At 72.3% G+C, this 14,896-nt stretch carries 10 protein-coding genes; 8 read left to right on the forward strand and 2 right to left on the reverse strand.

Translation table 11 applies throughout. The features are described 5' to 3' along the window. Positions 1–31 precede the first annotated feature (31 nt). Complete coding sequence (locus ACFWZ2_RS33420) at positions 32–844, forward strand: alpha/beta fold hydrolase (RefSeq protein ID WP_384552124.1); 813 nt, start codon at positions 32–34, stop codon at positions 842–844. Between the two features lie 2 nt (positions 845–846). Beyond that, on the forward strand, positions 847–1,869 hold the full coding sequence (locus ACFWZ2_RS33425) for a MupA/Atu3671 family FMN-dependent luciferase-like monooxygenase (protein WP_384552126.1): 1,023 nt from the start codon (positions 847–849) through the stop codon (positions 1,867–1,869). Between the two features lie 124 nt (positions 1,870–1,993). Here ACFWZ2_RS33425 and ACFWZ2_RS33430 read toward each other — a convergent pair whose 3' ends face one another. Then, positions 1,994–4,471 carry a cation-translocating P-type ATPase gene (locus ACFWZ2_RS33430; RefSeq protein ID WP_384552128.1) on the reverse strand — a complete coding sequence of 826 codons (2,478 nt, stop codon included), beginning with the start codon at positions 4,469–4,471 and terminating at the stop codon, positions 1,994–1,996. Positions 4,472–4,636: 165 nt separating this feature from the next. Beyond that, a complete protein-coding gene (locus ACFWZ2_RS33435) occupies positions 4,637–6,460 on the reverse strand; it encodes an ABC transporter ATP-binding protein (protein WP_384552130.1) in 1,824 nt (607 codons plus the stop codon). A gap of 146 nt (positions 6,461–6,606) precedes the next feature. On the opposite strand from ACFWZ2_RS33435, the gene ACFWZ2_RS33440 reads away from it, so the two are divergent. The 6 genes from ACFWZ2_RS33440 to ACFWZ2_RS33465 form a co-directional block, all read left to right on the forward strand. Further along, positions 6,607–7,629 (forward strand): class I SAM-dependent methyltransferase, encoded by a 1,023-nt coding sequence (locus ACFWZ2_RS33440; RefSeq protein ID WP_384552132.1) that lies wholly within the window; start codon positions 6,607–6,609, stop codon positions 7,627–7,629. 46 nt (positions 7,630–7,675) lie between these two features. Then, positions 7,676–7,891, forward strand: a complete 216-nt coding sequence (locus ACFWZ2_RS33445; RefSeq protein WP_384552134.1) for an MbtH family protein — start codon at positions 7,676–7,678, stop codon at positions 7,889–7,891. Further along, positions 7,888–9,123, forward strand: a complete 1,236-nt coding sequence (locus ACFWZ2_RS33450; protein ID WP_384552136.1) for a cytochrome P450 — start codon at positions 7,888–7,890, stop codon at positions 9,121–9,123. The genes ACFWZ2_RS33445 and ACFWZ2_RS33450 overlap by 4 nt, the downstream gene beginning before the upstream one ends. A gap of 190 nt (positions 9,124–9,313) precedes the next feature. Then, a complete protein-coding gene (locus ACFWZ2_RS33455; RefSeq protein ID WP_384552137.1) occupies positions 9,314–10,252 on the forward strand; it encodes an ABC transporter ATP-binding protein in 939 nt (312 codons plus the stop codon). Between the two features lie 14 nt (positions 10,253–10,266). Beyond that, positions 10,267–11,073, forward strand: coding sequence for an ABC transporter (locus ACFWZ2_RS33460; protein WP_384552139.1), 807 nt, complete (start codon positions 10,267–10,269; stop codon positions 11,071–11,073). 159 nt (positions 11,074–11,232) lie between these two features. Beyond that, positions 11,233–14,896 (forward strand): amino acid adenylation domain-containing protein (locus tag ACFWZ2_RS33465; RefSeq protein ID WP_384552141.1); only part of this gene is annotated, 3,664 nt, incomplete at its 3' end.

The raw sequence follows: 14,896 nt of genomic DNA on the forward strand, positions 1-14,896 counted from the left end.
ACCGCCCGCCCCGCACCCGAAGGACTACCTCATGCCTCTCGTCAAGGTGAACGGCATCAACCTCAACTACGAGGACTCCGGGCCGAGTTCGGCCCCTCCCGTGCTGCTCGTCATGGGCAGCGGATCCGGCGGCCGCGCCTGGCACCTGCACCAGGTGCCCGCGCTGACCGCCGCCGGATACCGGGTGATCACCTTCGACAACCGCGGCATCCCGCCGACCGACGAGTGCGGCGAGGGCTTCACCATCGACGACCTCGTCGGCGACACCGCAGGACTCATCGAGGCGCTCGGCATCGGCCCCTGCAAGCTGGTCGGCACCTCGCTGGGCGCGCGCGTCGCCCAGGAGCTGATGCTGGCCAGGCCCGGCCTCGTCGAGCGCGCCGTCCTGCTCGCGACGCGCGGCCGCGCCGATGTGCTGCGCGCCGCCCTCGGCCGCGCCGAGGTCGAGCTGTACGACTCGGGCGCCCAGCTGCCCGCCGCGTACGAAGCGGCCATCCAGGCGATGCAGAACCTGTCGCCGCGCACCCTCAACGACCCCGAGCAGGTGCGCGACTGGCTGGACGTCTTCGAGCTCACCCGCCGTTCGGGCGCGGGCCACCGGGCCCAGCTCGGCCTCAACTCCGAGCAGGACCGCCTCACGGCCTACCGGGACATCGCCGTGCCCTGCCTCGTCGTCGCCTTCCAGGACGACCTGCTCACCCCGCCGCAGCTGTGCCGCGAGGTCGCCGACGCGATACCCGGCGCGAGCTTCGACGTGGTCCCCGACTGCGGGCACTACGGCTATCTGGAGCGGCCCGAAGAGGTCAACAAGCGCGTCATCGAGTTCTTCGGGACGGTGAACTGACCATGGACTTCAGCCTGTTGTACTTCGCCAACCGCAAGGTCGACGACCCGCCCGCCGAGTACGACCTGCTCTTCGACGCGGCCCGGTTCGCCGACGAGCACGGCTTCACCGCGGTGTGGCTGCCCGAGCGGCACTTCCACCCCTTCGGCGGCGCCTACCCCAACCCGGCGCTCGCCGCGGCCGCGCTCGCCACCCGCACGAGCCGCCTCAGGCTGCGCGCGGGCAGCGTGGTGCTCCCGCTGCACGACCCGCTGACCGTCGTCGAGGACTGGGCGTTCGTCGACAACCTCTCGCGCGGCCGCGTCGACCTGGCCCTGGCCACCGGCTGGAACGCCAACGACTTCACGCTCGCGCCCGACCGCTACGCGGACCGCCGCGCGTACACCATGGACAACGTGCCGGTCCTGCGCGACCTGTGGGCGGGCAAGACCGTCACGCGGCGCAGCGGCAAGGGCGCCGACGTCGAGGTCGGCACCTACCCGCGCCCCGTGCAGCCCGACCTGGACATGTGGCTCACCTGCGCCGCCAACCCCGCGGGCTTCGCCGAGGCGGGCGCGCTCGGCCTCAACGTCCTGACCGCACTGCTCTTCCAGCGCGTCGACGACCTGGCGCCGCGCATCCAGGCGTACCGCGAGGCGCGCGAGAAGGCGGGCCACGACCCCGACACCGGCAAGGTCACCGTCATGGTGCACACCTTCGTGGGGGAGAGCGACGAGGCGGTCCGCGAGACGGTCCGCGAGCCGTTCCTGGAGTATCTGGAATCCTCCGTGGACCTGTGGAAGGACCACTGGCAGGACCTCGGCCGCTTCTCCGGCGACAAGCTCCTGAGCTACGCCTTCGAACGCTACTTCCGTACGTCGGCGCTGCTCGGCTCCGTCGGCAAGTGCACCGACTTCGTCCGCGACCTGCGGGACGCGGGCGTCACCGAGGTGGCCTCGCTGATCGACTTCGGGGCGCCCGGCCCCGTGACGCTCGACGCGCTGCCCTACCTCGACCAGGTGCGGCGCGCCTGCCAGGAGAACTGAACGCAGGAGGACTGAACGCGCGCCCGCGGGAAGCGGGCGCACAGGAGAAGGGCCGTCCGGCGCTGTGCCGGACGGCCCTTCCCTTTCGGAGCGGCACGGGGGGACCGCTCCTGCTTCAGATGGTTCAGAGGGTGCGCACCGCGGCCCGGGTGCGCCTGCCGTACGCCCAGACGAGTTCGAGGGCGAGTCCCGCGACCGCCGCGCAGCCGACCGAGGTCCACGGTGCGGCGGCGCCGACGAGGCGCAGCTGGAAGAACTCCTGCAGCCGGGGCACGACGAGGACCAGGACGAAGCCGGCCGCCATCGTGAGGACCAGCAGGATCCGCCACCACGTGTAGGGGCGGGCGATGATGGCGAGCGCCCACAGCGCGACGAGGAACAGCGCGAGCGTCGCTGCGGACGTCTGCGCGTCCAGGTCGCCGTCGTACATCCGCCGCGCGGCGAGATACGCGACGGATGTCGCGACGGCGGCGAGCGTGCCCGCGGGGACCGCGAAGCGCAGCACCCGGCCCACGAAGTCCGGCCGCGCACGCTCCTTGCCCGGCGCGAGCGCGAGGAAGAACGCGGGGACGCCGATGGTCAGCGTGCCGACCAGCGTGATGTGCCGGGGCAGGAACGGATAGGGCGCCCGCGCACAGACGACGGCGATCGCAAGGAGCACCGAGTAGACGGTCTTGGTGAGGAAGAGATGGGCGACGCGCTCGATGTTGCCGATGATGCGGCGGCCCTCGGCGACGACCGGGGGCAGCGCCGCGAAGCTGTTGTCGAGCAGCACGATCCGGGCGGCCGACCGGGTCGCGGGGGAGCCGGAGCCCAGCGCCACACCGATGTCGGCGTCCCCGACGGCCAGCACGTCGTTGACGCCGTCGCCGGTCATCGCCACCGTGTGCCCCTTGGCCTGCAACGCCTTGACCATGTCCCGCTTCTGGCGCGGGCCGACCCGCCCGAACACGGTGCCGCGCCCGACGGCATCGGCCAGTTCGGCCGGGGCCTCCGGCAGATAGCGGGCGTCGACCGGGTGGTGGGCGCCCGGCAGGTCGAGTGCGGTGGCGACCGCGCCGACGGAGACCGCGCTGTCGCCGGACAGCACCTTCGTCGTGACGCCCTGCTCGGCGAAGTACCGCAGGGCGCCCGGGACTTCCTCGCGGACGCGCTGCCTGATGGTGACGAGCGCGCAGGGCACCACCGCGTCCGGCACCGCGGAGGGGTCCCGCAGGAGGTCGGCGAGCGGCCGCGAGCAGCGGACGAGCAGCAGCACGCGCAGCCCTCGCGCGCCATAGGTGTCGGCGGCCGCGAGGACCGTGTGGCCCGGGCGCAGCAGGACGTCGGGCGCGCCGATCAGCCACGTCGAGTCGACGCCGCACGCCTCGATGAAGGTGGCGCCGCTCCAGCGGCGGGCCGAGGAGAACGGCGCGTTCGCCGTGCGGACCCACTCCGCGGGCACCGGGCGCGACGCGATGACCGCCCGCATGTTCGCGTCGGGGTGTGCGTCGGCGCCGCCCAGCGCGCCGAGCACCGCGTCGACGGGCACGGCAGGATCCAGCGAGTGCACCTCGTCGACGTCCATGGACGGTTCGGTGAGGGTGCCCGTCTTGTCCAGGCACACGGTGTCGACGCGGGCCAGGCCCTCGACGGCCGGCAACTCCTGGACCAGGCACCGCTTCCTGCCGAGCCGGACCACGCCGACCGCGAAGGCCAGCGAGGTGAGCAGCACCAGGCCGTCGGGCACCATCGGGACGAGGCCGCCCACCATGCGGCGCACCGCCTCCGGCAGGTCCTCGCCGACCATCAGCTGGGTGACGAGCAGCGCGATGCCCGCGGGCACGACGGCGAGCGTGACGCACCGCAGGATCCGGTCGATGCCGCTCCGCAGCTCGGAATCGACCGGGCCGAACGCATGGGCGCCCACGGTGAGCCGTGCCGCGTACGCCTCGTGGCCCACGCGGGTCGCGGTGAACGTGCCGGTGCCCGCGACCACGAAGCTGCCGGAAAGGACGGTGTCGCCGCGCCGCTTGACGACGGGGTCGGCCTCGCCGGTGAGCAGCGACTCGTCGACCTCAAGGCCCTCGGCGAAGCGGACCAGGCCGTCCGCCACGATCCGGTCGCCCCGCACCACGTCGACGGTGTCGTCGACGACGATCTCCGCGGCGCCGAGCGTGACGGGGGAGCCGTCGCGCCGGACCCGGACCGTGGTGTCGCCGACGACGGCGAGCCGGTCGAGGGTGCGCCGTGCGCGGAGTTCCAGGACGACGCCGATCAGGGTGTTGGCGAGGATCACGCCGCCGAACAGGGCGTCCTGGACGGGCCCCACGATCGCCGCGATCACGAAGAGGGCGCCGATGACGGCGTTGATGCGTGTCAACAGATGGGCGCGGACGATCCCCGCGACGGTGCGGCCGGGCCGGGCGGGCACGTCATTGACGCGGCCCTGCGCGATGCGCTCCGCCACCTGCTCGGCGGTGAGTCCGTGCGCCGTCCGCAGGGACCCGGCGGGCACCGGTCCCGCGGGGGGCGCGGGGGCCACGGAGACGGCGGGGGCGGCGGGGGCCGCGGGGGCGGTGCCGCCGCGTCCTTCGCCGTGCGCTTCAACCCGCTCGTCCATGCTTTCGGTGCCCTCCGCACTGGTGGTGCCGGGCCGTTCCCTCCGCGAGGAACGGCCCGGCTGTGTGCCCCGGAGCGACCGTAGGAGCAGGGAAGGGGCCGCCACCAGGCACGAACGGTATGTCTTGGCGGTACTTTCGATGGGGGTGGCGGCCGGAAAGTACGGTCAGTTGACCAGCAGTTGGTGGCTGGCGAGCTCGCGGTAGAGCGGGCTCGAACCGGTCAGCTCGCCGTGCCGGCCGACGGCCGCGACCCGGCCCCGCTCGACCACCACGATCTGGTCGCTGTCGACGACCGTCGAGAGCCGGTGGGCGACGACGATGAGCGTCCGGTCCGCCGAGGCGAAGCTGATCGCGTCCCGCATCGCCGCCTCGTTGCGGGCGTCCAGATTGCTGGTCGCCTCGTCGAGCAGCATGATCGGCGGCCGGGCGAGGAACGTCCGTGCCAGCGCGAGCCGTTGGCGTTCACCGCCGGAGAGCAGTACGCCGCCCTCGCCGACCTGGGCGTCGAGCCCGTCCTCGGTGCGGGTGACGATGTCCTGCAGATTGACCGAGCGCAGCGCCTTGATCATGTCGTCCTCGGTCGCCCCGGGAGCGGTGAGCGCGAGGTTGTTGCGCAGCGTGCCCGCGAGGACCGGGGCCTCCTGCTCCACATAGCCGAGCTTCGCGCGCAGTTCGGCGCGCGGCATGTCGCGGACGTCCTGGCCGTGCACGCGGATCGCGCCGCCCGTGACGTCGTAGAACCGCTCGACCAGCGAGAGCAGCGTCGACTTGCCCGCGCCGGAGGGACCCACCAGGGCGGTACGGGTGCCGCGCGGCACGCTGAAGCTCACGTCGTGCAGGACCTGCTCGCCCGTCGCGTACGAGAAGGCGACCCCGTCGAACTCGACGGCGGGCGCGGCCGTCGCGTCAGCGGCGCCCGAACCTCCGGGCGCGGTGCGCTCCTTGACCGAGAGGACGGCGCGCAGCGGCTTGTAGTCCTTGCCGTCCGCCGAGGTCCGCTCCTCGTCGCCGGTCTCCTGCGGCAGGTCGAAGACCTCCTCGATGCGGTGCAGCGCGCCGAGGCCGCTCTGCAGCCGGGTGTAGGCGTTCAGGGCCCGGCCGAGCGGGAACCACAGCATGAACAGGAGCAGTACGAAGGCGACCAGGTCGCCCACGCTCATCGCGCCGTCCGCGACCCGCGCGCCGCCCACGCCGAGCACCACGAGGAAGGCGACCTGCATGGTCGTCGTGGTGATGGGCGTGATCAGCGCCTGGAGCCTGCCGACGTCGAGCCCCGCGTCGTGCGCCGCCTGCGCGTCCTTGTCGATGACGGCGCTCTCGCGCTCCTCGGCGCCGCTGGCCCGGATCGTGCGTACGGCCGAGAGCGCCCGGTCGACGGAGGCCGTCATGTCGCCCATGCGCATCTGCGCCCGGTGCGAGGCCGACCGCATCCGCCGGGCGAGCGCGAGGACGGCGAGCAGGCCGACGAGGATGCCGCCGACCGCGGCGGCGAACAGCGGAAGGTCGAGGACGGCCATGGCGATCGCCGAGCCGACGACCATCACGACGCTCGTCACGGACTCCAGGAGACCCGAGGTCACCACCGCGCGCAGCAGCGTGGTGTCCGCTCCCACGCGCGAGAGCAGATCGCCGGTGCGCCGCAGGTCGTACTCCGCGATCGGCAGCCGCAGCAGATGCGCGACGAGCCAGCGCCGGGTGGTGAGCACCAGGCCCTCCGCGGTGCGCTGCAGCATGAAGTCGCGCACACCGCTGATCACGGCGACGGCCGTGAGGACACCGATGAGCAGGACCACCTCGGTGGCCACGGACTCCTCCGCCTGGATGTGGTCGAGCACCGACCGGGTCAGGAGTGGCTGGGCCAGCGTGCCGCCGGTCTCCAGGAGGGAGAGCACGGCCACGAGGACGAGTGCCGCCCGGTGGACCCGCAGATACGGCAGGAGCGCGCGCAGCCCGGCGCGACGCCGCCCAGGACGCCGAGATGTCTTCATGGAACGGGGAGGCTAGGGGCCTTCGTTATGGGCCTCTTATCAATCCCGTACGCCGCTCGGAAAACGGATCAATAACAGAAGAAAAGAGACGCTTTCTATTGTACGGGCTACAGTCCTCTTCCCCGCGGCCATAGGAGAGTTCGTCAGTGCATGCATCAACGCGCGGGTATGCCCCCACAGGAGAGAACCTCCTCGGTCAACTGGAGGAGCTCAACCGGCAATTCCCGGAGTGGCACGCGCTCGTCGACCGCGAGCGGTTGGAGTCCTTCTCGGCCGAAACACAGGAACGGCCGGTCCAGCACGACGACTTCGGCAGCGACGAAGCCGGTGGCCGCGGCATCGAGTACCTCCACGCCCAGGCCATCAACACCCAGGCACGCGCCACCGGCATCAAGAAGCTCCTCGGCTTCGCCGGCGGCTCCGCGCCGCACACCGGTGAGCGCTACCTCGTCGACCTGCTCGGCGGTGACGGTCTCATCCGCACCGTCTGCGAAGAGCTGGGCATCACCGACTTCAACATTCTGACCTGCGACGCCTCGCCCCACATGATCTCGGCGGCGTGGGCGGCCCGCAAGCCCGCGCTGCTGCAGCGCGCGGAGCGCCCGCTGCTCAAGGACAACTCGGTCGACGCCGTGCTGCTGGCCTACGGCTCGCACCACGTGCCGCCGTCCGACCGGCAGGCCGTCGCCACCGAGGCGGCCCGCATGCTGCGGCCCGGCGGCACGTTCGTGCTGCACGACTTCCTCGTCGGCTCGCCCGTCGACACCTGGTTCGAGCAGGTCACCGATCCGTACTCGGAAACCGGTCATAAATTCCTGCACTTCACCTGGGACGAGATCACCGGCTATCTGGAAAAGGCCGGATTCGATTCGTGCGACGTTCTCGAGATCGACGACCCGTACACGGCGACCGGAGCAACGCCGGAAGCCGCGGAGCTGGAAATCGGCAAGTACCTGCTCAACATGTACGGCCTGACCAAGCTCCTCAAGGACCGGGAAGAAGCGGACGCCTACCGGTGGACCGCGAAGACGGCCCAGTCCATCTTCCGTTACGAGGACGCCAAGGGCGGCCTCCTGGAGGCCGAACTAGGCTTCGACGAGGAGAGTGACGCCTGGCGGATCACCGTTCCGCGCCGCGCCGTCGTCGGCATCGGCCGCAAGAACCCGTGATCCCCCTGCCGTCCGCAATCGCCCACCCCGGAAAGGAACACGCGCCATGACCAACCCCTTCGAGAACGACGACGCCCAGTACCTGGTCCTCGTGAACGACGAGAACCAGCACTCCCTGTGGCCGGTCTTCGTCGACGTGCCCGAGGGCTGGCGGTCCGTGTACGGCGAGGCCGCCCGCAAGGACTGCCTCGACTACATCGAGCAGAACTGGACCGACATGCGGCCCAAGAGCCTCGTCGACGCCATGGACGGGAGCAAGTGACCGAGGCCCTGCCGGCCGTCCCCGACCTGGTCGACCCCACCAGTCACCTCGCTCCCGGCATGGACGAGGTCTGGGCGGCCTTGCGCAGGGACGACCCGGTCCACTGGCACCCGGGCACCGCGAGCACCCCGGGGTTCTGGGTGCTGACCCGGCACGCCGACGTGTCCGCGGTGCTCCGCGACCCCGCCCGCTTCACCTCCGAGAAGGGCAACGTGCTCGCCACGATGCTGCACGGCGGTGACTCGGGCGCGGGCCGGATGCTCGCGGTCACCGACGGGCAGCGCCACAAGGAGCTGCGCACGGTGCTGATGCAGGCGTTCTCGCCGCGCGCGCTCGCGGGCGTCGCGCAGCGGGTGCGCAGCACCACCCGGCGCCTCCTGGAGGAGGCGCTGGAGCGCGGCAAGGTCGACTTCGCCCAGGACATCGCCTCGCACATCCCGCTGGCCACCATCTGTGACCTGCTCTCGGTGCCCGAGGCCGACCGCGAGTACATCCTCACCCTCACCAAGTCCGCGCTCGCCTCGGACTACGCGAACGAGAACAAGGGCGAGGACCGGCTCGCCCGCGGTGAACTGCTCCTGTACTTCCACGACCTGACGCGGCAGCGCAGGGCGAACCCGGGCGACGACGTCATCAGTCTGCTCGCGACCCGCCCGGTGGGCGGGGAGCTGCTGCACGAGGACGACATCGTCCTGAACTGCTACAGCCTGATCATGGGCGGCGACGAGACCAGCAGGCTCTCGATGATCGGCGCCGTGCACGCCATGATCCAACGGCCCGACCAGTGGCGGACGCTCAAGAGCGGCGACGTGACGATGGCGAGCGCGGGCGAGGAAGTGCTGCGCTGGACGACACCCACCATGCACTTCGGGCGGGTGGCCACCGCGGACGTCGAGCTGCGCGGGCGCACCATCGCCGAGGGCGATCTGGTGACGCTCTGGTTCAACGCGGCCAACCGCGACGAGGACGTCTTCGACGATCCCTACCGCTTCGACCTCGGCCGGAGCCCCAACAAGCACCTCACCCTCGGGTACGGCCCGCACTTCTGTCTGGGGGCCCATCTCGGCCGGGTGGAGATCACCGCCATGCTCGACGGCCTGCGCACCTTCGTGGGCGAGGTCGAGCAGGCCGGGGACGAACGGCACATCTACTCGAACTTCCTTTCCGGCATGAGCAGTCTGCCGGTCCACCTCACCCCGCGCACCGGGCCGGCGCCCGACTGGGCGGAGTGAGCGGCGACGAAGGGCGAGGAGGCACCCCACCTCCTCGCCCTTCGTCGTTCCCGCGTCCTCGCGGAGCCCCCCCCACTCGTATGACGCGAGCACTGCCGAAGGTCAGTCCCATCGGTGCCGAACGCCAGATGTGGCGGGCGCGGCCCGAGTCCTACGGTCGTGGTGCTGCAAGGGAAGGAGCACAACCACCATGATCACGTTGAACGGCGTGACCAAGCGGTACGGCGACAAGGCCGCTGTTAACGACCTGTCCCTGGAGATCAAGCCCGGCAAGGTCACCGGCTTCCTCGGCCCCAACGGCGCCGGCAAGTCGACGACCATGCGCATGATCCTGGGCCTCGACGAACCCACATCGGGACAGGCGCTCATCAACGGCAAGCCGTACAGCGCGTTGCGACACCCGCTCAGCGAGGTCGGAGCGCTCCTGGACGCCAAGGCCGGCCACCCCGGCCGTACCGCCTACCACCACCTCCTGGGCCTGGCCAGGAGCAACGGCATCCCCGCCAAGCGGGTCGCCGAGGTCCTCGACATCGTCGGCCTGAGCGAGGTGAAGAACAAGCGCATCGGCTCGTTCTCGCTCGGCATGGGCCAGCGCCTGGGCATCGCGGTCGCCCTCATCGGCGACCCGAAGGTGCTGCTCTTCGACGAGCCCGTCAACGGCCTCGACCCCGACGGGGTGCGCTGGGTCCGCGAGTTCATCCGCTCGCTCGCCGCGGAGGGCCGCACGGTCTTCGTGTCGAGCCACCTGATGAGCGAGATGCAGGACACCGCGGACCACCTCGTCGTCATCGGCCGCGGCAAGCTCATCGCCGACGCGCCCATCGACGAGGTCATCTCCGGATCCTCGATGAACTCGATGAAGGTCGTCACCACGCACCGCGACGTGCTGCAGAAGGAACTCCTGCGCACGGGCCTGAACGCCAAGGAACACCCCGAGGGCAACGCCCTTCTGGTGACCGGCGGTTCGCTGGAGGACATCGGCGCCACCGCGCACCGCCTGGGCCTGCCGATCTACGAACTCAGCCAGCGCAACGCGTCGTTGGAGCAGGCCTACATGGAGCTCACGGCGGCCAGCGTCGAGTACGAGGCGGCCGGCATCACCCAGGAACCGTCGGACGCGAAGCGATAGGAAGCCCGAAAGCCATGACTGCGACAGTCATTCCCAGCGACCGGACCAAGGGCAGGACCGAACTCAAGGGCGGCGGCCTGCGCGGCGCGCTCGCGTTCGAGTGGACCAAGCTCTGGACGGTCCGCTCCACCTGGTGGAACCTCCTCGCCGCCGTCGTCCTGATGATGGGCTTCTCCGCGATCGTCGGCATGTCCGCCGAGGCGAGCGCGAAGAACGGCGTCAGCGTCGCCGAACCGGCACCGCACGCGGCCACCGACGCCGTGCTGCTCGTGCAGCTGACCACCGTCATGCTCGCCACGCTGGCCATCACCAGCGAGTACGCGAGCCGGTCCATCCTGACCACCCTGCAGAGCGTGCCGGTCCGCAAGCGGATGTTCTTCGCCAAGTCGACGATCGTCACCGGCGTCGCCTTCGTCACCGGCATGGTGTTCAGTGCGCTCGGCACCCTCGTCGCCGCCCCGCTGATGGGCGACTACGGCGAGTTCACCGGCGGCGAGTTCGCCAAGACGGCCCTCGGCACCGGCGCCTACCTCGCGCTGCTCGCCCTGTTCACCGTCGGCCTCGGCACGATGATGCGCAGCGCGGCCGGCACCATCACCACCGTGATCATGATGCTGCTCGCGGTGCCGCAGATCATGTCGGTCGTCGGTGTGGACTGGCTCAAGGACGCGGCCGACTACATGCCCGGCAACGCGGGCGTCGTCCTGATGACCCAGGACACCGAGCCCTACAGCTCCGGCACCGCCCTGATCGTCCTTCTGGTGTGGACCCTGGTGACCTTCATCGGCGGTCGCACACTCCTCCGACGCCGGGACGCCTGACCATCCCCCGCAGGCTCCCGGTCCGAGTGGCCCGGGGGCGGTGCCGCCAACCCCCTTCGGCGGCGCCGCTCCCGGGCCGCTCCGTATGCCGACATCACCCGCCATCCCGCGATAACACACCAATAGGGCCCGCATACCCGGGACTTCGAGACTGACGGGGTGTCGGACCCGAACGCGTACCGAGCCGCAAGCGCCGCGCAGCAAGGCGTCTGGCTGGCCCATCAACTGGACCCCGCGAGCACCCTGTACCACTGCGGCGTCCGCATCGCCCTCGAAGGCCCCGGCCTCGACGTACCGCTGCTGCGCGAGGCCGTACGGCGCGCGATGGCCGAGACCGAGACGCTGCGCGCCCGGTTCCTGGCGTACGAGGACGAACTGCGCGTGCGGATCGCGGACGTGCCCGAGGAACCGCTGGCCGTCCTCGACCTGCGGGCCGAGCCCGAGCCCGCGGCCGCCGCCCGCGCATGGACCGACGCCGACCTCGCCGCCCCCATGGACCTGGCCCGCGGACCGCTCGCCGCGCACACCCTGCTCAGGCTCGCGGACGACCTGGCCTGGCTCCAGCTGCGCTACCACCACATCGCCCTCGACGGATACGGCCAGAGCCTCTACCTGCGCCGCCTCGGCGACCTCTACGGCGCGCTCGTCGCGGGCCGTGACCCGGGGGCAAGCCCCTTCGACCCGCTGGACCGGCTCCTCGACGAGGACGCGGAGTACCGCGCCTCGCCGCGCCACGAACGCGACCGCGCCTACTGGGTACGGGAGTTCGCCGACGCGCCCGCGCCCGTCACGCTCGCCGGACGCACCGCCGCACCCTCCGCGCGGGTCCTGCGCAGCGCCGTACGACTGCCCGCCGGGCGGGTGAGCGGGCTGCTCGACGCGGTGCCGGACGCGGCGGGCCGCTGGTCGCTGCTCGTCGTCGCCGCCACCGCCGCCTATCTGCACCGGATCGGCGGCGCCCGCGAGGTCGTCGTCGGACTGCCGCTCGCGGCCCGCGCCGGAGGGGCCGCCGCCACGACCCCCTCCATGGCGGTCAACGTGCTCCCGCTGCGCCTCGCCCTCGACGCCACGACGACGTTCTCCCGCCTCGTCGCCCAGACCCGCGGCAAGGTCAGTGAGGCGATCAGGCACCAGCGCCACCGCGGCGAGGAACTCCGTGCGGAACTCGGCCTGTCGGGCGCGTCGCAGGAGCTGTACGGCCCGTCCGTCAACACCGTCGCCTACGCGGAGGAACCGGCCTTCGCGGGCCTGCGCGCCACCCGCCACCAGGTCATGACCGGGCCGGTCAAGGATCTGTCGGTCGTCGCCGTCGGCACCCAGGACGCCGAAGGGGGAGTACTCCTCGAACTGGAGGCCAACCCCGCCGTGTACGACGAGGCCGACCTGGCCCGGCACCGCGACCGCTTCACCGCCTTCCTCGACGCGCTCGCCCGCACCCCCGACGAGCCGGTGGCCCGCGTCGACGTCCTCGACGACACCGAACGACGGCTCCTCGCGGCCTGGCGCGACACCACCACGGGCCCGCCCCCGCCCACGGAGAACCTCGCCCGGCTCTTCGCACGCCGGGCGGCCCGCCACGCGGACGCGATCGCCCTCGTCGACGCCGGGACGACCCTGACGTACGCGGAGCTGAACACCCGTGCCGACCGCCTCGCCCGGCACCTCACCGCGCAGGGAGTGGCCCCCGGCGACCTCGTCGCGATCCTGATGGAACGCTCGGCCCACCTGGTGGTGGCGATCCTCGCGACCCTGAAGGCGGGCGCGGCGTACGTGCCGCTGCACCGGGGCCACCCGGTGGAGCGCATCCACCAGATCCTCGACGACACGGGGTCCCGCGTCCTGCTGGTCGACGCGTCGACGGCGGAACACCCGGCGGCCGGCGGCGGGTTGACCGTGATCGAGGTGGGCTCCGGCACGGCGACGCCGGACGGAGCGGCTGCCGCGGAAGCCCACGCGGACGCGGATGTGCCCGGTGACGCCCTCGCCTACGTGATGTTCACCTCCGGGTCCACGGGGCGCCCCAAGGGCGTGGCGACCACGCACGCCAACGTGGCGGCCTTCGCGCTCGACCGGTGCTGGGACGACGACGTCGCCGCGTGCGTGGTCTTCCACGCCAACCACGCCTTCGACGCGTCGACGTACGAACTCTGGGTGCCCCTGCTGCGCGGCGGCCGGGTCGTCGTGGCGCCCGTGGAGCCGCCCACGGCGGAGCGCGTCGGACGGCTCGTCGCCGACCACAAGGCCACCAACTTCCACGCCACCGCCGGTCTTTTCCGGGTGCTCGCGCAGGAGGCGCCGCACATCTTCGCCGGGGTGCGGGAGATCTCCACGGGCGGCGACGTCGTCTCGGCCGACGCGATCCGCGCGCTCCAGCGGGCCTGCCCCGGCCTGGTGATCCGCTCCACCTACGGGCCGACGGAGACCACCGCCTTCGCCACCCACATCCCGTTCACCGCGCACGACCCGGTGCCCGACGCCGTGCCGATCGGGCGCCCCATGGACCACACCCGCACCCACGTCCTCGACGCCCTGCTGCGCCCCGTGCCGATCGGCGTCGCGGGCGAGCTGTACGTGGCGGGCGCGGGTGTCGCCCGCGGCTACTGGGGGCGTCCCGCGCTCAGCGCCGAGCGGTTCGTGGCCGACCCCTTCGGGGCGCCCGGTGAGCGCATGTACCGCACGGGAGACATCGCCCGCTGGCGCCACGACGGCACGCTCGACTACCTGGAGCGCGCCGACGACCAGGTCAAGATCCGCGGCTTCCGCATCGAGCTCGGCGAGGTGGAGTCGGCACTCAGGCGCCACCCGCAGGTCGGTCAAGTGGTGGCCCTCGTCCGGGAGTTCGGCGCCGCGGAGGAGACTCCTGGCGGGCGGCGGCAGGACGGCGTGGACAAGCGGCTCGTCGCGTACGTGGTGCCCGCGGGAGCGCCCGGATCCGCCGCCCCCGACCCCCGCGCCCTGCGCTCCGCCCTGGCCGGACAGCTGCCGGACTACATGGTGCCCGCGGCCGTCGTCGTGGTGGACGCCCTGCCGATCACCGCGAACGGCAAGCTCGACCGCGCGGCCCTGCCCGCCCCCGACTTCGGGGCACCGGCGCCGGGCCGGGAGCCCCGCACCCCGCTGGAGGCGGCCCTGTGCGGCCTCTTCGCCGACGTCCTCGGCGTCGACCGCGTCGGCATCGACGACAGCTTCTTCGACCTCGGCGGACACTCCCTGACGGCCACGCGCCTCGCGGGCCGGGTGCGCTCGGCGCTCGGCCTGGAACTGGAGATGCGGGCCCTCTTCGAGACGCCGACGGTCGCCGCGCTCGGCGCGGGCCTGTCCCGCGCGGAGCGGGCGAGGCCGCAACTGGCCCCGGCCGCCCAGCCCGACCCGCTCCCGCTGTCGTACGCGCAGCGCCGCCTGTGGTTCATCGAGCAGCTGGAGGGCCCGGGCGCCACCTACAACATGCCGCTGGCCCTGCGGCTGTCCGGACCGCTCGACCGCACGGCGCTCGGCCGGGCCCTCGCCGATGTGGCCGAGCGGCACGCGAGCCTGCGCACCGTCTTCCCCACAGGCCCCGACGGCAGACCCCGCCAGCGGATCCTGGCGGACCCGGCGCCGGTCCTCGCGCCGACCGTCGGCGACGCGGCCCCCGACGAACTGCCGGGGCTGCTCGCCGCCGAGGCCGCGCGCGGCTTCGACCTCACGCGGGACGTCCCGCTGCGCGCCACCCTGTGGCGGGGGGGGGGGGGGGCGGCCGGGCGGCGCCTAGGCGGCGATCGACACGCGGCCGCCGCCGCGGCGGTGCCGCCTCGTCCGCGCGCCCGGGCAGCCGCGCCCTCGG

It is taken from the genome of Streptomyces sp. NPDC059002 (assembly GCF_042740435.1).
Lineage (GTDB): Bacteria > Actinomycetota > Actinomycetes > Streptomycetales > Streptomycetaceae > Streptomyces.